The 18,948-nt window shown below is 62.9% G+C and carries 5 protein-coding genes; 3 read left to right on the forward strand and 2 right to left on the reverse strand.

The genetic code is table 11. The annotated features are described in order from the left end of the window. Positions 1-24: 24 nt before the first annotated feature. Positions 25-939: a glycosyltransferase family 2 protein gene (locus tag ABIB99_RS02920; protein ID WP_085402769.1), complete on the reverse strand. Its 915-nt coding sequence runs from the start codon at positions 937-939 to the stop codon at positions 25-27. 50 nt (positions 940-989) lie between these two features. Further along, complete coding sequence (locus ABIB99_RS02925) at positions 990-1,919, reverse strand: peptidylprolyl isomerase (protein ID WP_231144458.1); 930 nt, start codon at positions 1,917-1,919, stop codon at positions 990-992. 546 nt (positions 1,920-2,465) lie between these two features. Here ABIB99_RS02925 and ABIB99_RS02930 point away from each other — a divergent pair. The 3 genes from ABIB99_RS02930 (at position 2,466) to ABIB99_RS02940 (ending at position 18,755) form a co-directional block, all read left to right on the forward strand. Beyond that, entirely contained in the window at positions 2,466-3,968 is a 1,503-nt protein-coding gene (locus ABIB99_RS02930) for a substrate-binding domain-containing protein (RefSeq protein WP_231144459.1), read from the forward strand. Between the two features lie 219 nt (positions 3,969-4,187). Next, positions 4,188-5,033, forward strand: coding sequence for a hypothetical protein (locus ABIB99_RS02935; RefSeq protein ID WP_283018557.1), 846 nt, complete (start codon positions 4,188-4,190; stop codon positions 5,031-5,033). Between the two features lie 333 nt (positions 5,034-5,366). After that, complete coding sequence (locus ABIB99_RS02940; RefSeq protein ID WP_354174828.1) at positions 5,367-18,755, forward strand: filamentous hemagglutinin family protein; 13,389 nt, start codon at positions 5,367-5,369, stop codon at positions 18,753-18,755. Positions 18,756-18,948 lie beyond the last annotated feature (193 nt).

Genomic DNA, 18,948 nt, shown 5'->3' on the forward strand with positions numbered 1-18,948 from the left:
TTTTGGCTTTCGAGCGCATGTTGATCAGAGCTCGATGACGAGGCCGGTCAGGCGTCGTAGCTCCGCGCGCATTTCCGCCGGATCTTTCAGATGAGAGATGGCGGCTTCCAGCTCTTCCACCTTTGCGCCGACAAGGAAGCGATACCAGAGACCCTGTAATCCGTGATAGACGAGGCCTTCCTTGCCGTCGAGAAAACCGAGCTGGAAAATCAGGCGAAACAGGAAATAGGCCGGCGCGCTGATTTGATAAGGGATACGGTTGTACAGGCGTTCCTTGATCCAGCGCTTGATGGCTGCCTGGCGCGAGCCTTCCTCCGATATCAGATCGACATCGCGCCCGAACAGGCGGTGACGCTCGTTGATCACATCGATTGCCTCGCGTGTGGCGTATTTGTTGTGCTTGTCGGTGAAGAACGTCAGATCGTTGAGATTGTGATCGGCGAACCCGCCATCGAATGTAACGGTCTGGCCGCCCCACAGAATCATGTGCTCGTCCATCCAGCGGTCTTCGATGCGGCCGTGGCCGCGTCGCCAGATCCGCAGGAGGAGGAGCGGGTAGCGGCCACCATGGCGAATCCAGCGACCAAGGAAGATGTGCTTGCGCTTGAGGTTGATCCCGACGACCTCGTTGCTCAGGCGCGGCAGTTCATCGCGAATTCTGGCGCCGAGATCGGCTTCGATGATTTCGTCGGCATCGAGCCGCATGATCCACGAGGCGGTGATCGGGGCATTCTCGAGCGCCCACTGAAACTGCTTCGCGTAGTTGACGAATCGGTTCTGCAATACGGTTGCGCCTTGAGCGCGCGCCAACTCGACCGTTCGATCGCTTGAGAAGCTGTCGACAACAAAAACCTCGGTTGCAATTTTGGCAACCGAGGCGAGAGCCCGCAAGATGTGGCGCTCTTCGTTGTGCGTCAGGATGATGACGGCAAGGCCCATAGCTTACTCACTGCCGGGATATCGCGGGATTGGCAGGCAGGGCAGGGGCGCTACCTGACTTTGGCGCCTTCCTTGTCCGCTTTATGAATCTGGTCCATGCGCACGATCTTCGCCTCGGCGCGCACTTTATCCACGAGCTCGATCTGCGCTGCAGAGGCGACCATCGCGGCCAGGCGATCACGGATCTTGTCGTAGTCGGCCGGTTTACGTGGACGCGTATCCTCGAGTTTGAGGATATGCCAGCCAACTGCAGTCTTGAACGGCTGCGAAACCTCGCCCTTTTTCAGCTTGATCGCCACGTCGGCGTATTCCTTGCCCATTTCGCCGCGCTGCCGCCAATCGTAGTCGCCGCCCCTCGCTTTGGTGACGGGGTCCTCGGACACTTCGGCGACGACGACTGTGAAGTCCTCGCCCTTGTTGATCCTGTCCATCGCCGCCTTGGCCTTTTGTTCGGCCGCCTTGACCGCGGCATCGTCCGCGGGCGGAGCGATCATGAAGACAAGGTGGCGCAGATGCAGCTCGGGCTCGGTTGTCACCCCATTGAGCACGACCTCCTGATATGCCTTGCGCATTGCCTCCTCGCTCACCGCCTGCTGACCAACGACAGTCAGAAGATGATTGGTGAGGCCCTGATTGCGCGCGAAAATGGCGCGGCGCTGAAGATCGGCCGGGTCTTCTATGTGTCGATCGGTCGCCACCTTCGCGAGCAGCACGGCGTCGGTCACCATCTTCAGAAGGGTTTCGCGCCTCTCGATGGGGTCTTGAACCAGCAGATTTCGGCCGATGACTTCGTCCGCCAGTTCCAGATCGCTCTCATGGATCGGGCTTCCGTTGACGACGGCGACAACGGGATCGGCCGACGGCGATTGGCCAAATGCCGGTGCTCCGGCGCCGAGCATGACGGCCAGCCAGACGGTAGCTAAGCCGGCGCGTGCCGTCATTGCGCGGTAAGGCATGCGGAAACCGGGCAGAGCGTTCATTTCGTGGATCCTTCTTGCTTGCTGGTCTTATCCGCGCAGCACTCACACGATGGCGAACGATATTGTTGTGATACGAGGCATCATGTGCGGCGCGGCCGGATTGCCGGGGTGCCTTTTAACGATGCGACATTAACGGTGATGTGATGTCGACAAGACAGGTCTGTGAAAGCACGCAGGCATTTGCTCACAGCACGTCGTAAAGAGATGATCGTCGAATAGGGCGGGTCGATTGCGCCGCGGATGTTCGCGCTTCAAGCTTCGGGATACGTGCGAGGCGTCCGATCCGACGGCGTCCACATATTTTACGATGCGATTTGATGCGTGGATAACATTTGGTGCGGGCGAGAATTCCATGCTTCTGCTCGTGAAATTATGAGCTTGTCGCCGGATCGGCACGAAGATCGATCTCATTGTAGATGGGATGAGTATCATAATTCACAAAACAACAATCAAAGTCTCACATACCGCCGATAGCGTCCGCCTCGCTCCGGGGCCCGGCTGCTGATCGTAGCAGGCTTGGGGTATCCAAACAGGGAGACTGAGGTTATGCGAAACTTGAAGACTTTACTCTTGGGATCGGTTGCGTTCGCTGCGATGGGCGTTGCTTCCGAATCTGCTCAGGCGCAGTCGGTTGCGTTTGGCGCGGGCGCGACGTTCCCGCAGGTTGTCTATCGGCAGTTGATGGACTGCATCTACACCCAGGCGCAGGGCAGCCCCGGCAAGCCGGGTCCGATGGCCAAGGCTGCGAGCTGCGGTAGCTTCAACACCAGCGGCATCGGCGGCGCGATTCTCTATGCCGGTACCGGTTCGGGCAACGGCAAGACCGTGCTGCGCACCAACGACAAGACCCAGATCGGAACGCCTTCCTCTTCCGCTCCCGCCTACACCAGCAGCAACTTCGGCATCAACAACATCTCCGACTATGATGGCGTGCAGTTCATCGGCAGCGACGACGTCGTCAACGCCGCCGACATGACCGCCTGGAACACGGGCGGCGCCAGCAGCGCGCAGTCGAAGTTCGGCAATCTCATCCAGATTCCGGCGGTCATCGGCGCCGTTGCGTTTGGATTGAACGGCAAGGATGGTGCCGGCGCTACCCTGAACATTCTGCCGGCGACCCCGGCTGGCGGCAGCAGCGGCCTCAACCTGTCGCGTAACGCGTTCTGCGGCATCGCGTCGGGCCACATCACCAAGTGGAACAACGCGATCCTGACCACGCTCAACGGTGGCACGCTCGGCACCGGCAACATCACCTTCGTGCATCGTCAGGACGGCAGCGGCACCACCTTCCTGCTCTCCAACGCGCTGGTTGAGCAGTGCCGTTATGAGTTCGGACCGAACAGCGAGAGCGATGCGACCGTCGTGTCGTACGCTTTCCCCTGGACCGATCGTTCGCAGGCCTGCACCACTCCGCTGCTCGCGCGCGGTGCGAACCAGCTGAACTGGCCGGATCAGTTCCCGACCGACCAGTGCGGCAACGCCGTGACCAGCCCCGGCACGTTCGCCAACGCCTCGGGCAGCGGCGCCCTCGTCACCCTCGTCACCTCGACGAACGGTGCGATCGGCTACGCCTCCCAGGACTTCTGGCTGCCCGTCAAGGCCGGTGGCCTGAAGACCGCCAACCTCCAGTCGCAGTGGGACATCACCGGCGCGACCGGCAAGTTCCAGCCGCCGACCTTCCAGGGTGCGCAGAAGGCGATGGCGACCGCCATCCCGCAGTTCGACAGCGTCAGCCGTGCGAACCCGCTGACCTGGAGCTTGCAGGGTGTCAATCCGAATCCGGTGGTTTCCGGTTCGTATCCGATCTCCGGCTTCTCCTGGTTCGAAATGTATCAGTGCTACCAGACGCACTCGAACAGCAACAACGCGTTCATCTGGTTCAAGACCTTCCTCGACTACGTTTACGGCAGCGGGTCGGCTTTGATCATGAACGACAACGGCTTCGCTCAGGTTCCGGCTGTCTGGCAGGGCGAAATCTACACGCTCCTCAACGACCCGACCAACGGTGTGGGCGGCAGCGGCTGCACCGGCAAGGTCGGCGCTTACTGATCGCTATCAGGTCTCAGCCTGATCGACGATCGACAACACTTTGCACCCGGCTCGCGCCGGGTGCATTTTTTTGAAGCGCGCCCGGCTTTGATCCAACATCGTGCCCCAGTAGATGTGATGGCGGCGGACGATAGGGCGCGCGCGCATTGATGCTGACATGCCCTGCGATCTCGCGGACCGGCCTGGGACATCGGTTCCCTGCTCGCAAATGTCACATGATTGATATTCATGACGGTTATCGCTCGGGTCCGATCAGGGACGGTCAGTGCCATGTCGACGCGCCTATACATTGCTTTGCTCGCTGGCATCCTTGCCGGGGGAAGCGTCCAGGCGTTCGCCGTCAGCGCGCCAGGTTCGATGGATTCTCCGTCCGCCGAGTCGCGCGATGATCTGTTTGCCACGAAGCCGACCGGCCCGGCCCCAGCTCCCGCCGTCGTGCCGGCGCCCGCGATTGTCGAACGGCCGCCGGCGCCTCCGCCGGCACAACGCGCGCTCAGCGACAACCCGCTGTGGGCTATCCCGCTCGGGCGTTTGACAGCCGGCCGCGAGCGGCCGCTGTTTGCGCCCACGCGACGGCCGCCTGCGCCCGCACCGGTTGCCATGCCGGCGCCCGTGCAGGTAGCTCCGCCGCCGCCGGCCGAACCCGAGAGGCCGCAGCTTTCTCTGCTCGGCACCATCGTCGGCAGCGAAAAGATCGGCTTGTTCATTGATTCCGCCAGCAAGTCCGTGGTCCGGCTGAAAGCGGGCGAAAACCACAAAGGATGGACCCTTCGGGCGGTCGAGCGGCGCCAGGTGGAGTTCGCGAGGGGACTCGATATTACCGTGCTGGACATCCCGTCGCCCGACATGAAGGCCGGCGCGGTTCCGGGCGGGCCAGTGCTTGCAGGGCCGCCGCCCGTTCCGGTCGCCATGCCGGTCCCGCCTCCGCGAGGTGGGCCAACCCCGGCTTCCGACGTCCACCCTGGCGCCAGCAAGAACCTGACGATCAACAAGAGTGCGCAGCCGGCAAATTTCAAGCTGCCGCCGGGTCTGCTTAGCCCGTTTGCCAACCAGGGCCAGCGCTAGGGCAGCTCAATCTCATCATGCTTTAGGGCCATTCTGGCCGGGCCGCCGCAGCCCGCATCGACGCGATAACGCGCTGATAACAAGCAATAACATAATTAATCGCACGCTTTCCTGCTGAAATTGAAGCGATTTTGCCGCACCTCGGCCGGAGGAACGCGATGTCGCGGATGCACATAGTGCTTCAATGCTACAAATCTGACATATGAATGTTAGTAAACGAAAAGTAAATGCGAGGCGCGAATGCGCCTGCATCAGCGGCGTGCTCGACTGGAACTTGCAATCAGAAAGTGCCGCAGCGTGCCCCATCGCGATATCCTTGTTTCTCCCCCCGGGATGCGGCGTGCGTTTGAGCGGACGCTGCTTTGTGGCGTCAGCCTGCTGGCGCTGTCGGTCGCGGGCGGTTTCGGCCATGCACGCAGCCTCACGCCGGGCGCCAGCACGGTGGTGCCGACGGCGGCCGCACAGCAGGCGGCGATTTTGGCCGCGCAGCAGGCTGCCGGCGCGGCGACCCAGGCCCAGACCTCGCTTGCCCGTGCGGCAGCAGCGCTTGCCGCCGCGCGCAAGCTCCAGTCGGATGCTGCCGCCGCCGCCCAGGCCGCTGCGTCGTCCGTCCCGAATGGATTGAGCCCGGGCGGATTGATGCCGTTCGGCGGCACCGCGGGCGATCCATTGGCGGGCATCAAGGCCGATGCCTCCAAATGGCTCGGCGCGAATTTGCCGAAGCAGACGACGAGCGGCTCGAAGGTCTCGGTCGATATCCAGCAGACCCAGAAGAAGAGCATTCTTTACTGGGACACGTTCAACGTCGGCGCCAACACCACGGTCAATTTCAGGCAGTCCGCGTCCGACTGGATTGCGCTGAACCGGGTGCAGGATCCCAGCGCCTCGCCGAGCCGCATTCTTGGCCAGATCAATGCCATCGGCGGCGTCTACCTGATCAACCGCAACGGCATCATCTTCGGCGCGGGCTCACAGGTCAACGTTCACACGCTGATCGCGTCCAGCCTCGATGTCGGCAAGCTCGGCAGCGATCTGGCGACGCGCGACCAGTTTTTTCTCAACAACGGCATTGCCGATCTCAACTCGTTCTCGATCTATGACAAGGACGGCGGCGCGGCGACCAAGTTGATTGCCGGCGACATCAAGGTCGAGCGCGGCGCGTCCATCACCGGCAATATCCTCTCAGACCAGGTTTCGCTTGGGTCGCCCGGCTCGGTCTATCTGTTCGGTGCCAACGTCTACAATTCCGGCTCAATCACCGCGCCCGGCGGGGAGGTCGCCATGGTCGCGGCGCGAACGATCGATGTCGTTCCGAACGGCTATTCGCTGCTGCCGGACAGTGTGCTGGGCAAGGACGACAAGGGAAACACCATCAAGTTCCGCGGCACCGAATTCAGGCTGTCGCAGTTTGCGTCGGTGTACAACCCGGACGACCCGCAAGCGCCTTTCGGCTATCCCAAAACCAGTACCTATTTGCCCGGCACCGGCGCTGTGGTTCACGACGGCCTGATCGACGCCTCTCGCGGCATCGTGGTGATGAATGGCGATACCGTAGCGATCGGAAATCCCAAGGATGCATCAGGCCACGGTCTGGCCGACAGCACCGGAAAGCTGATCCAGGGCGTGATCTCCGTCGATACCAGCATCGACCGCAACAGCTTCGTGCTCCTCCGCGCGGCGACAAGCGTCACCATGAACGGCGTGATCTCGAGCCTGCCGGTCGATGACGGCGCGGCGGGATTGACGAGCACGCAGAGCTTCGCGCCAGCCTACATCGAGATGACTGCCCAGACCAACGTGGAGGTCGGATCAAATGGGCTGATTTCGGCCCCGTCGGCCCAAGTCGCGCTTAATGCTCAGATCTTTTCCCATCTCCGGACGATCAACGGGGAGCAGGTTGTCGTCCCGAATCTGTTCAACCAAGGCATGACGTCTACCGGGGGCGGCAACGCAGATGTCCTTCCCAACTCGAACGCTGCGCAGTCCGTCCTGCTCGCGCCGGGCGCAACGATCGACGTCGCCGGGCTCCAGAACGTCGAGCTGCCGGCGAGCTACAACATCATCTCGTTCCAGCCGCGCGCCGAGTTCGCGGACATGCCCTTGCAGCGCAACGGCGCGCTGTACGGCCAGACGATGTATATCGACATTCGCAACACCGGCACCCGCAGCGACGGCACCGCGTGGGTGGGAACGCCGCTCGCGGACGCCAGCGGCTATGTCGCCAAGGTCCCGCGCAGCATCTACCAGCTGATGACCGTCGGCGGCAGCGTGTCTCTGACGACGGACCTCTCCACCAGCAACGGTGCTGCCAGCGTCAAGACCGACGGCTCGATCATGAACGTCGCGGGTGGCAGCGTGAAGTTCCTGCCCGGCATGGTGAACACCACGCGCCTGATCGGCAGCGACGGCCGCATCTACAGCATGACCAACGCCGACCCGAACATGACCTATCTCGGGATCGCGGGCCAGTTCACCGTCAAGCATGCGCGCTGGGGCGTCACGGAAACCTGGTCCACGCCGACCCAGATCTATTCGGCAGGCTTCACCGAGGGGCATGACGCCGGACGCGTAAGCGTCGTGACCGTCAATCCGGCGCTGCTTGGGACGATGTATTTCGGCTCGACAGCCGGCGAGCGCCAGATCAGCGGCGGCCAGTTGCCGTTGCAGGGCTCACTCGAGCTGACGACGCCGTCAAGCGTGCAGATCGGCGCGACGGCATCGGCCAACTTCACGACCCAAAGCACCTATACGACGAATCTGTCGGCCGACATCCTGTCGGGTTACGGCCTCAGCTCGCTGAAGGTGACGGCCAACGATTTTGTGTTGTCCAACGACAGCATGCTCAATCTGGCGGCCGGCGGCAGCCTCTCTGTCAGCGCGGGCGGGGCCATCGATATCGCTGGAACGGTTTCGGCGGCAGGGGGAAGCGTCAGCCTATCAACGGATCGTGTCTCGGTTGGAGGCAAATTCAGTTCTTTGTTCAAGGCCCCAACCGATCAATCGGGTCACGCGATCGCCGCGAACATTTTCGTCGAGGGCACGATCGATGTCAGCGGTCGATTTGTAAACGATATCGGAAGAGTGGCGGGAGTTGACGCGGCTGGTCCCGCCTTCACCAATGGCGGCACAGTTTCGATTACCACAACCAAGGACAGCACAGCTGTCGTAGGTGGCTACCTGGACGCGACCGGAAGCATATTGTTGGCAAACGGTAGCGTCCTTGATGTATCCAGTGGCGGTTACATCTCGCCGCAGGGTAAGGCCAAGACTGCAGCCACCGGCGTAATGGCTGGCAAGGCAGGCAGTATCTCACTCGCCCTGTACTCGGGTAAAGAGTGGGAGCCCATCAATGGCCCGCATCCTCCAACGCCCAATCTAGCGACGCCGGCTGTCATCGGGCTCGACGGCACTCTGCGCGGCTACGGCTTCGAGAGCAATGGAAGCCTGAGGATTGCCGCGGCCGGCACTATCCGGATCGAGGATAGTCAGACGTCGTCGATCCGCATCGGCGGCCAAGCGAGCACGCTGCCTGTCTCGTTGCTGACGAGCGGCGGCTTCGGCTCCTACATCATCGAGACGGTGAGCGACGACTGGTCGGGCGCGAAAGCCCAGATCATCGTCTCGGCCGGGACCAGCCTGACCCTTCAGCAGAAGAACCTGGCGAGTCTCGCCGACTACACCGCGACGCCGACCGGGACCAAGCTCGGCCAGCAGCCCGCGCCGCAACTGGCGCTGCTTGCGGACGACCGGCGCAAGCCGGTCGATCTCACGCTCAGGGCCGACAACATTAAGCTCGATACGGGTTCGAAGATCATCACTGATCCCAAGGCGAGCATCACGATGGCTGCGGTCACAAAAGATCGCAGCGGGTCGACATCTACCAGTCCAAAGCCAAGCACTCCGGATTGGAGCGTCCCAGCGCAGTCCGTCGAGCTGCGTGGCACGATCATCGACCATGGCGGCTCCGTCTTCATCAACTCGCTGGCGACGCATCTTTCGTCCGATGCGAAGATCGACCTGTCCGGGACATTCGTCGCCAATTCCCTGTTCGGGACGGTCAACGGTCCAAGGACGAGCGGCAGCTATATCGCCGGCGGCACGTTCGCGGTGGAAGGTGGAACGATTACCACGGTCTACACATACAAAGACCCGACAGGTGATTCCAGCAAAGACAAGCTCTATTTCACTTATGGCCCTCCTGGCTCCGCTGGCACTCCGCAGCAAAGCTACCTCGTCGCCGATGCCGGCGCGGTGGTCGACGTCTCCGGCGCGGCCGGCAATATCCAGGTGGCAGGCGCGCGCGGCGCGACCACGTCGCAATGGTCCTGGAGCGACGCCGGCACGGTGAGCGCAGACGTCAGCGGATTTTCCTGGGGCGGCAGCTTCGCCGCGGCCGGTGGCCGTTATGTCGCCAACGATGGCACCTTGCATGCTGATGCGCGCGCCAATGGCGGGACCATCCTGCTCGGAGGCGGCAACATATCCCTGCAGCAGGGCGCCGCCGGCGTCATCAGCGCGCCGACGACGCTCACCGTTTCGGCCGATCAGCTCGCGCCGTTCGACAACGTCTATCTCTACGCAGCCGCAGCTGTGGGCGGTGCCGCGCGCATCTTCACCGACCTGCCCGGCACCACCTACGGCGACAGCGATCCGTCATGGAAAGCGCTCACGATTTCCAGCTCGCTGAACTGGACCGTGACCAACCGTCTGCACATTGCGGCAGGTGACATCAACGCGCCGGGATCCGGCTCGATCGATGCACGCATTGCGGCGCCCTATGTCGTGCTCACCGGCTTCTCCAGTAATAAGCCGGTGGCCGGCACCAGCACATTGACGGTGAATGCACAGACGATCGATCTGGAGAGTGGAAGACCGTCCAATTTCAAACCGGGCGACGCTCAGCCGGGCCTCGACTTCTCGGGCTTCAGCCAGATCAACCTGATTGCGAGCGGCGACCTCCGCCTCGGCACGCTCAAGGTTGTGAACGGTCTCAAGACCAATGGAAACGACACCAGCGCGACGGCGGAGCAGTCGAGTTTCACCGGCAAGCTGGTCTCGGCCGGCGATCTCCTGCTCTCCGCCCAGCGAATCTATCCGGTCTCCGCCGTTAACTTCACGATCGAGACGCCGGGGAACGTCAAGTTCGCCGCGCCCGCCAACAGCTACACCGGGATTCCGCTGTCAGCCGGCGGCGGCATCACCGTCATCGCAAACACCATCGATCAGGCTGGCAATCTGTTCGCGCCGCTCGGCAAGATCGCGCTCGGCAATACCGACAGCGCAGTGTCCAAGATCATCACGCAGTCGGTGGTGCTGGAGGCCGGGAGCCTCACCTCGGTGTCGCTGGCCGACACGACCGTTCCCTACGGTGCGACGTCCGACGGCACCAACTGGTACTACAACGCCAATCTCAATCCGCTGGCGCAACCGCCGTCGAAGGGTCTGATCCTGGCCGGATCGAACGTAACGCGCGTCGACGGTTCGACGATCGACCTGCGTGGCGGCGGCGATATCCAGGCCATGGAGTGGATTGCGGGCAAGGGCGGCTCGCGCGATAGCCTGACCACGACGCCTTCCGGCCAGACCGTCTACGCGCTGTTGCCGTCGCAGACCGATCCGATCGCTGCGTATGACATCCATTTTGCGACCGCGCGCAGTGCCGATGCGGGCAAGACCGTCACCGCCGGCGACGCGATCCCGCTGGCCGGCACCCAGATCACAATCGACGGCGGCAATGGTATCCCGGCGGGAACGTATACACTTTATCCCGCGCACTACGCGACGCTGCCGGGCGCAATGCGTGTCGTCGTCTATTCCAGCGACAACACCGGCAAGAACATTGCCACGGGAACCAAACTGCCTGATGGCACCGTTCTGGTGACCGGTCATTACACGCAGTCGACCGCGCCCGGAAAGCAGTCGTCCGGCCAGACGGTGTTCGCGGTGCAGACAAGCTCGGTCTGGCAGCAATACAGCGAGTACAGCTTCAACGGCGCCAACACCTATTATGCCCAACTGGCGGCCAAGAACAATGTCACGGCGCCGCGGCTGCCGATGGATGCGGGCCGGCTGTCGATCTCCGCGCTCCAGTCGATCGTGATGAACGGCGTTGCGCGGACGCTGCCGGGACAGGACAAAAACGGCAACACCGGCCGCGGCAGCGAGCTGGACATAAGCGCGCCCAAGCTCGCGGTGGTCGGCCATGCCGGGTACGTCAACAACGACATTCCGGCCGGCTATGTCGGCCTCGACGTTGCCCAGCTCAACGGCTTCGAGAGCATTCTGATCGGCGGCAGCCGCAGCGACTTCGCAACGGGCACGCTGATCACGCCGACGGCCAGCAATGTCGTCGTGGATACGCGCGGCGAGACGTTCAGCGCGCCGGAGATCCTGCTTGTCGCCCAGCAGGTCGGCCAATGGCAGGAAGTCACGCAATCGGTGACGGTCGGATCGCAGTCCGTCCTGCTGGATCTTCCGGTCTATGTCCCGGAGGCCGGTAGCGGCACGGTGACCATCAATACCGGCAGCATCATCAAAACTACGGGTGTCGTTCATGCCGGGCTCGGGCGCCATTACGTCGTTGCTGCGGACGGGCAGGCGCCTGTCACGGCCCAGAGCCTCGCCGCGGCTTTAGGCGGGACGCTCTCTGGAACGGAGATCGTGGGTGCCGATCTTGCAAAACTCCTCGATCCCACGAGCCCCGCGCGGCTGGCTCTCGGTTATTACGCGAACGGCGGTGCGCAACAGCCGGGGCGCGGCGCCTTGTTCGTGGCGAGCAACGACCCGACGCTGCAACTGACGGGGCCGACTGCGACCGGAGTTTCGGCGCCAGCACTCACGATCAAATTCAAGGATGTCGCGACCGCAACGGCCGTGCTGCCGGCCGGGCCGGTGACCGGAAGCCTGACATTGGCGGGCGGTGACACCAGCAACAGCGGGAAGGTGGCGATCGCCGACGGCGTCAAGATCTCGACCAACACGCTGACGCTGCAAGCCACCGCCTCCAACAACGCGATCGCCATCAATACAACGGACCTGCACGCCAATCTGGTCAACCTGATCGCGCCGAGCATCGGCGTCGGAGCGGCCTCGGCGGTTGCCGGCAAGAGCCTGGTGCTGCCGGCCAACAGCACCCAGTTCGCCGACGTGCAGACACTGGCCCTGCGCGCGCTGTCTGGTCCGGTTACGGTGTATGGCGATTTCAATTCCGGTGCGCGCAGTCTGTCGCTGGACGCCACCGGCATCGCGCTCGGCAGCGAGGTGCTCAATCCCGGCACCAGCCTGAATCTGCGCGCCGGAACGGTGCTGGCGTTTTCCTCCTCGGCGACGGTCGAGTTCAGCGTCGGCGTCACCGTCACATCCGCCGCAGGCGTCGCCACGACCTACGCCGCCAACACCCAGATCGCGCTCGATCCGAACAGCAAGGTCAGCGTCGCATCTGCCGGGACGATGACGGTTGCGGGTTCGGGTGGCGCCACCCTGACGCGGGACGGCCTGATCTCGGCGAGCAACAACATCACGCTCAAGAACACCGGGGCCAGCCCGCCCTTCAGCGCTCCGGCGGCGAACGGCAACAGCCTCGAACTGGCCGCAAAGGAAATCGACCTGGGCAGCGGCCGGGTCAATGGGAATGTCGTCAACGGCAACTTCACCATTGCCGGTTTCTCCAAGGTCAAATGGTCGGCCGACGACAGCGTGGTCGTCAAAGGCCCGGGCACGATGACGCTCGGCGCGAACGGCGACAAGACCGACCTCACCGTCAGCACGCCGCGCATTCTGGTCTCCGGCGCAACCGCGGGAACTCCTCAGGGTTTTGTCCTGACGGCGTCGGGCGATATCTCCATCGTCGATCCGGTGACGCGCGGCTCGGCCGCAACTGCGCCTGCCGACAGCGACGAGACCGGCGGCATTCTCACGGTCACGGCGTCGAACATTGCCGTCGGCAGCACCATTCAGGCGCAGGCCGGCACGATTACGCTCGGTGCGATCGCGGGGAACGTTACCCTCAATCCCGGCGCGTATATCTCGGCGCGCGGCTACAAGAAGACGCTGGTCGACGTCGACACCTATCTGTCAGGCGGCAAGGTCGTGCTGTATGCCGACATCGGGTCGAACGCCACGGGCGGAGGCCAGGTCATCACCGACGCCAGCAGCACCATCGACGTCGCGACGACGAGCGGTGGTCAAGGCTATGGCGGGACGATCGAGGTGGACGCGCTCCGCGGCGGCGCGATGCTCGCCGGCCGGCTGCTCGGCACCGGCGGTCCCGGCCTCGGCGGCCGGTTCAAGCTTGATACAGGCGGTGCGGCCGACCTGACGGCGCTTGCGGACATTCTGCTCGCCGGCGGCCTCACCGGCGCGATCGACATCCACACCCGCACCGGCAATCTCGAACTGGCGGCAGGGCACACGCTGAAGGCCAATAACATTACGCTTACGGCGGACGATCCGACCTGGATTCCCATCTTCCAGGAAAGGCAACTGGGTCAGGTCATCATCCGCGGCACGCTGGATGCCACCGGCTATGGCGGCAGCACGATCGACGGCACCGGGCAGGCCGGCGGAAAGGTCGCGCTCTACGGTGCCAATTCGGTGTTCCTGGCGAGCAGCGGCGTGATCGACGCCTCGACCACGCACGCCGACGAGCGTGGCGGCGACGTCACCATCGGAATCGGCTGGGACGCCAAGTCGAAAATCTGGCTGCAACAGGGTACGCAGATCAACGTCTCCGGCGGCACCAGGGGCGGCCTGAGCGGCGGCACCGTGACGTTCCGCGCCCCTCTGGACGGCAACAACGACGTCAAGATTGCCGCGATCAGCAATGTCGCCAACCCGTCGGGCACGCACGGCATGAACTTCTACGCCGACGGCGACAAGACCTTCGACGCGCTTCCCGTCATCGATGCCACCAACAACATCAACGATCGCTCAAAGGTCAGCATCGTCGGTGCGCGCTCGGTCGCCGTGAACGGCTTCATCGCATTCGACACCACCGCTAGCAACCACGGCCTCGACGGATCAAGCCTTGGCTGGTTCGGCACGATCGATCCTGCCGGCTGGTACAAGTTGGACCCGAACGGGAATGTAATACTTGCGACGGATGGATCGTGGACCAACGTTTCGGGATGGCAGCTTTCGAGTGTCACCACGGCCAACGGCTTTACCAGCGTGGTCAGCGGCGATGTTTCAATTCCGAACAGCAATGGCGCAGTGCTCAAGAACTTCGTCATGGGGATATACAGTTTCACTGCCGCCGATAATCTCGGATACGCGCCAGGTCAGACGAATATTCCGGTCACGATCGATCCGCCGCCGGCGGGCGGCGTCGCCGCCCTGGGTTATGGGCAGGTCGATGCCAACGGGGTGCTGTTCGTCGTTATCACCAACCCGGGCAGCGGTTACACCAGTCCCTTGGCGAGCGTGAAGGTTGGGCCCAACGGCGTAGTCGTGCTACCGTCTGTCGGACGCTTTAGTGGCGTACCAAATTCCTTCCTCACGATTGTGTCTGCTGATGTGGTGCCCGGGAGCGGTGGCGCCAGCAGCGCCGTGCAACCGTCGGTCCAGGTGAGATTGGGCAACGGGAACGCCACCATAGGATTCTCGGCCGCGAACAATCTTTCCGGTACATCAAAGCGGAATCCGGACGGTACGATCACCTTTGTAGGCAAGACGAAGAACTTCATTCCATGGAGTTCAAGCGGGGTCTACGACACGTTTGACCCTGCCAACCAAGGCAAACCGGGTGTCGCGAGCTTTACCGGCGACACGAGCCCCGACCGAGTGTTCTTCGGCGATACGATCTCCCAGATCACCAAGGGGACGTGGAGCTATAACGGGCAGAGTTACGGCTTCACCAACCTGTTCACGCGCCTTGCTCCATTGGTCGACAGCCTCGGCGCGGACGTCGTGCACGTGCAGCCGGGCGTCGACCTGGTGACCTCCAAGGGCGACATCACCGTCAGCAGCAACTGGAATCTGGCGGCTGGTACGGTGGGTAACCTCGCAACCGACGGCGGCGTGACCTATTTCGATCCGGCATCGAGCTACGTGAACTTCACCTACCGTCTCGCGACGCCCTGGGGCGGGCTCGACGCCGGCGTGCTGTCGCTGCGCGCTGCCGGAAACATCAACGTCAACGCCTCGATTTCCGACGGCTTCTTCCAGTTCGCGAACTATCTCGACAAGGGCTACACGGACAAGCTCGCGAACTATGCGACCAGCCGCTCGGTCGATCTCGGTTCGATCTATCTGAACGACTATACCACCGGCCAGCTGCCGATCGCGCCCTACAAGATCGGCGATAGCGGCAACGGCATCAGCCCGGCTTCGCAGGATCTCGCGAGTGCCGATCTGTTCCCGCACACATTGCTCGTCTGCACCGTCGATTGCAGCCAGGCGAACATCAAGACGGTGACGGCGCCGTCGTCCTGGGCTTACATCCTGACCGCCGGTTCCGATGTCTCGAGCGCCAATCCGACCGGCAGGGTCCCCCTTGCGAACGGCAGGGGAGACGTCATCGTCGACAAGCACGGCAGCTATGGCCAGTTCCTGAAAGACGGCACCACCAAGGTCGATGTCAGCATTCCGACCATGATACGGACGGGCACTGGCAACATCACCATCTCGGCAGCCCAAGATGTGATCATGAGGGACGTCGCTGCGCCTGGCGTGATCTACGCGGCTGGCGTCAATACCGCGACCTATGCCAATCCCTACAGCTTGCAGGCCTCCGGCGTTGTCGTGACCAATCCGGACGGCTTCTTCGAGCCCCGCGTGCTGGGATATGGCAACGCGGCTTTCGCGGCCGGAGCCACTGAGCTCTATTATGGCCCGCCGACCGCTGCGGCATTCCCCGAAAAGGGCGGGGACGTCGTCATCGACGCGCAGCGCGATGTCGTGGGCGGCACCAAGGTGATCGCAACAAAGGATGCGAACGGCAACACGGTCTACAAGAAAGTGCCTCAGTACTATCAGCCTTGGCTGCTATCCAATTCCGGTGTGACGCCCAGCGCCGGTGCTTCGATCCTCGGAGCCGGTGTCTTCGCCCCGGTTGGAACGCAGATCGCCTCGCAAACCGCGTGGTGGATCCAGTATGGCAGCTTTCAGCAGGGCTTCCTGAGCGCAGGCGGAAATGTGAGCGTTCTCGCCGGGCGCAATATGCTCGATGTGTCGGTATCGGCTCCGACGACTGGGCGCGTCACCGGCGGCCTGTCGGCGAACAGTACGCCCGTGACGCATCTCTACGGCAGCGGTAATATGATCGTGCGCGCCGGCGGTGACATCCGGGGCGGCTCGTTCTACGAAGGATCCGGCCACGCCAGCATCGTCGCGGGCGGCGACATTGGCCAGAACGATTATGTCTACAGGTACGCGAGCAGCACGCTCAAGCTTCCGAACCTTCCGCTGCTTGCTGTCGATACCGGGCAGATCACGATGACGGCAAACGGCTCGATCGCGATGGCGGGTGTCGTCAACCCGGCTGCCTTGCACGCCCAGCAACCGAGCAGGGCGAACCCCTTGGATACGGGCAACGTTCAGTCCCCTTTGTACATGGACACCTACGGCCCAGATAGTAAGGTCCGGTTGGTGGCGCAGTCGGGCGACGTCACGATCGCCATCGCGCCCACGGCGATCCGCATCCAACCCGCTAACAGTCTCAACGTTCTGGCGGCTCCGGCGACCTATCCTGCGAGCTTCGAGGCCATCGCGCTGCAAGGCAATTTGATAACGACCGGGATCGGGGACATCCTGAAGCAGAATGTTTTGGCTAATGCTACGGCTTCGGTTCCGACACCGGGCATCGTGCTCAGTCCGTCCCTGCACGGCACTTTCAATCTGCTGGCGCAGGGCAATATCGACCTCACGTTCGGCTACCCCGATACGTCGGCGCCGCAATCGATCTCGCGCCCGTTGATCTCCGCCGGGCCGTCGTTGATCGACGCTGCGTTCGATCCATTCCGCCCCAATAGCGGCAACGGCGAGGCTTCCAGCCGTGCGCTGCTTGCGCATGAGAACGATGTGGCCGACGGACTCGAGACCACTGCCCGGATCTACGCCGCGACCGGTGATATCAAGGCAACGGGGAGTTTCGGCGTACGTACGATTGGCGATGGCCAGAGGGTCTACCAGCGTATCGAGATCAATCGCCCGACCAGCATCTATGCGGGGCGAGACATCGTCGATCTCAACGTCATCGTGCAGAACATCCATGCCAGCGACGTGAGCACGATCGCGGCCGGCCGGAACATCACTTACACCGGCTTTCAAAATGGCGGCGGCTTGCAGGTGGCCGGACCCGGGTTCCTCGTGGTTCAGGCCGGCGGCGACATCGGCCCGTTCCTCCCGGCGGCGTTCGACAACGCGACCCAGGCGCCGGTCCAGGAGGGCATCGTGTCGGTCGGCAATTCCAGCCCGACGCCGGTCGGAAACATCTACATCTCGAACACCACGGGCGGCGGTTCGGTCGGCATCTACAACCAGTCGCTGCTCGGCCCGTCGAATAATCCGCGGCGCAATGCGACGCTGACGGACGCTGCCGGCACCAAGCAGGGCGCCGACATCATCACGATGTTCGGCACCAAGTTCGGTGTCGATTACGCCGCCGTGGCGGCTTCCTATATCGATCCGGCGAATGCCAGCAGCGTCAAACATAACTATGTGTCCGAGCTGCGCTCCTTCTTGAGCCGGATCGGCAAGCCGGCAAGCGACAGTGACTCCGATGCCAGCGTGTTCGCGGCCTTCCAGGCCTTGCCCACCGACCTCCAGCACGTCTTTATCGACCAGGTATTCTTCGCCGAGCTCAAGGCCGTCGGCATCGGCCAGAAGGACGGCACGTCGTCAGACACCCAGCGCGGCTACCGCATGATCGAGACGATGTTCCCGGCGAGACTGGGCTACACGGCAAATGTGCTCGGCAGCGGGAGCAACGGCGCCAGCCAGCTGGTCAGGACTGGCGACATGAACCTGCTGCATGCCACGGTTCAGACCCAGCTCGGCGGCGATATCTCGATGTTCGGCCCGGGCGGCAACATCATCGTCGGCTCGCTTGCAGCCGAACCCAACTCGGCCCTCAAGCTGCGGGATATCGGCATCCTCACCCTGGGTGGCGGCGCGATCAACACCTTCACAGACCAAAGTGTGCTGGTGAATTCGAGCCGCGTGCTCACGACCCAGGGCGGCGACATCCTGATGTGGAGCTCCAACGGCAATCTCGACGCCGGCCGCGGCTCCAAGACGACCTTGTCGGCACCGGCGCTGCAGGTGCTGTATGATCAGGATGATTACCAGTCAATCGATCTTGGCGGCTTCGTGACCGGCGCGGGCATCGGCACGCTGCAGGCGTCGTCGCAAGCAGCGGCGTCCCAGCTTTATCTTCTCGCACCGCGCGGCACGATCGATTTCGGCACCGCCGGCGTGCGCGCTTCGGGCAGCGCCGTCTTCGTCGCACCTGTCATCGCCAACGCCAGCAATTTCCAGGTGCAGGGGAGCACGACCGGAATTCCGACCGTATCCGTTCCCAATATCGGCGCGCTCACGGCAGGCTCGAATACGGCCGGCGCGGCCGCCAAGTCCGCGGAAACGCCAACCGCAACCGGGGCCCGCAGACAGGGTTCGATCTTCATCGTCGAGGTGATCGGCTATGGCGGCGGCGACGGTCAGGATGACCAGGCGACTGACAAGAAGGAGTCCGATACGACGTCATCGGGGAACGACAAGCAGTGATGATCCGCGCGTTCAACTCGAGATTGATAGGCTTGCGGTCGCGGTCGACAGCTCCGTGTCGCCGTCATCCATCACGATTGAGCGAGACGCCGGACAAGCCGAGCACACCCGCCACCGAATGAACGCTTTTCGTCCAGAAATCTGACTTCTTGTTTAGGATTGGTCACAGCAACGATAAGAAACAGACCTACAA

The sequence above is a fragment of the Bradyrhizobium sp. LA6.1 genome (assembly GCF_040547805.1).
Taxonomy (GTDB): domain Bacteria; phylum Pseudomonadota; class Alphaproteobacteria; order Rhizobiales; family Xanthobacteraceae; genus Bradyrhizobium; species Bradyrhizobium barranii.

Bases quoted from the DNA above. Each gene is read 5' to 3' on its own strand.
- ABIB99_RS02925 (WP_231144458.1), bottom strand. From the start codon at position 1,919: ATGAACGCTCTGCCCGGTTTCCGCATGCCTTACCGCGCAATGACGGCA.
- ABIB99_RS02940 (WP_354174828.1), top strand. From the start codon at position 5,367: ATGCGGCGTGCGTTTGAGCGGACGCTGCTTTGTGGCGTCAGCCTGCTG.
- ABIB99_RS02930 (WP_231144459.1), top strand. From the start codon at position 2,466: ATGCGAAACTTGAAGACTTTACTCTTGGGATCGGTTGCGTTCGCTGCG.
- ABIB99_RS02920 (WP_085402769.1), bottom strand. From the start codon at position 939: ATGGGCCTTGCCGTCATCATCCTGACGCACAACGAAGAGCGCCACATC.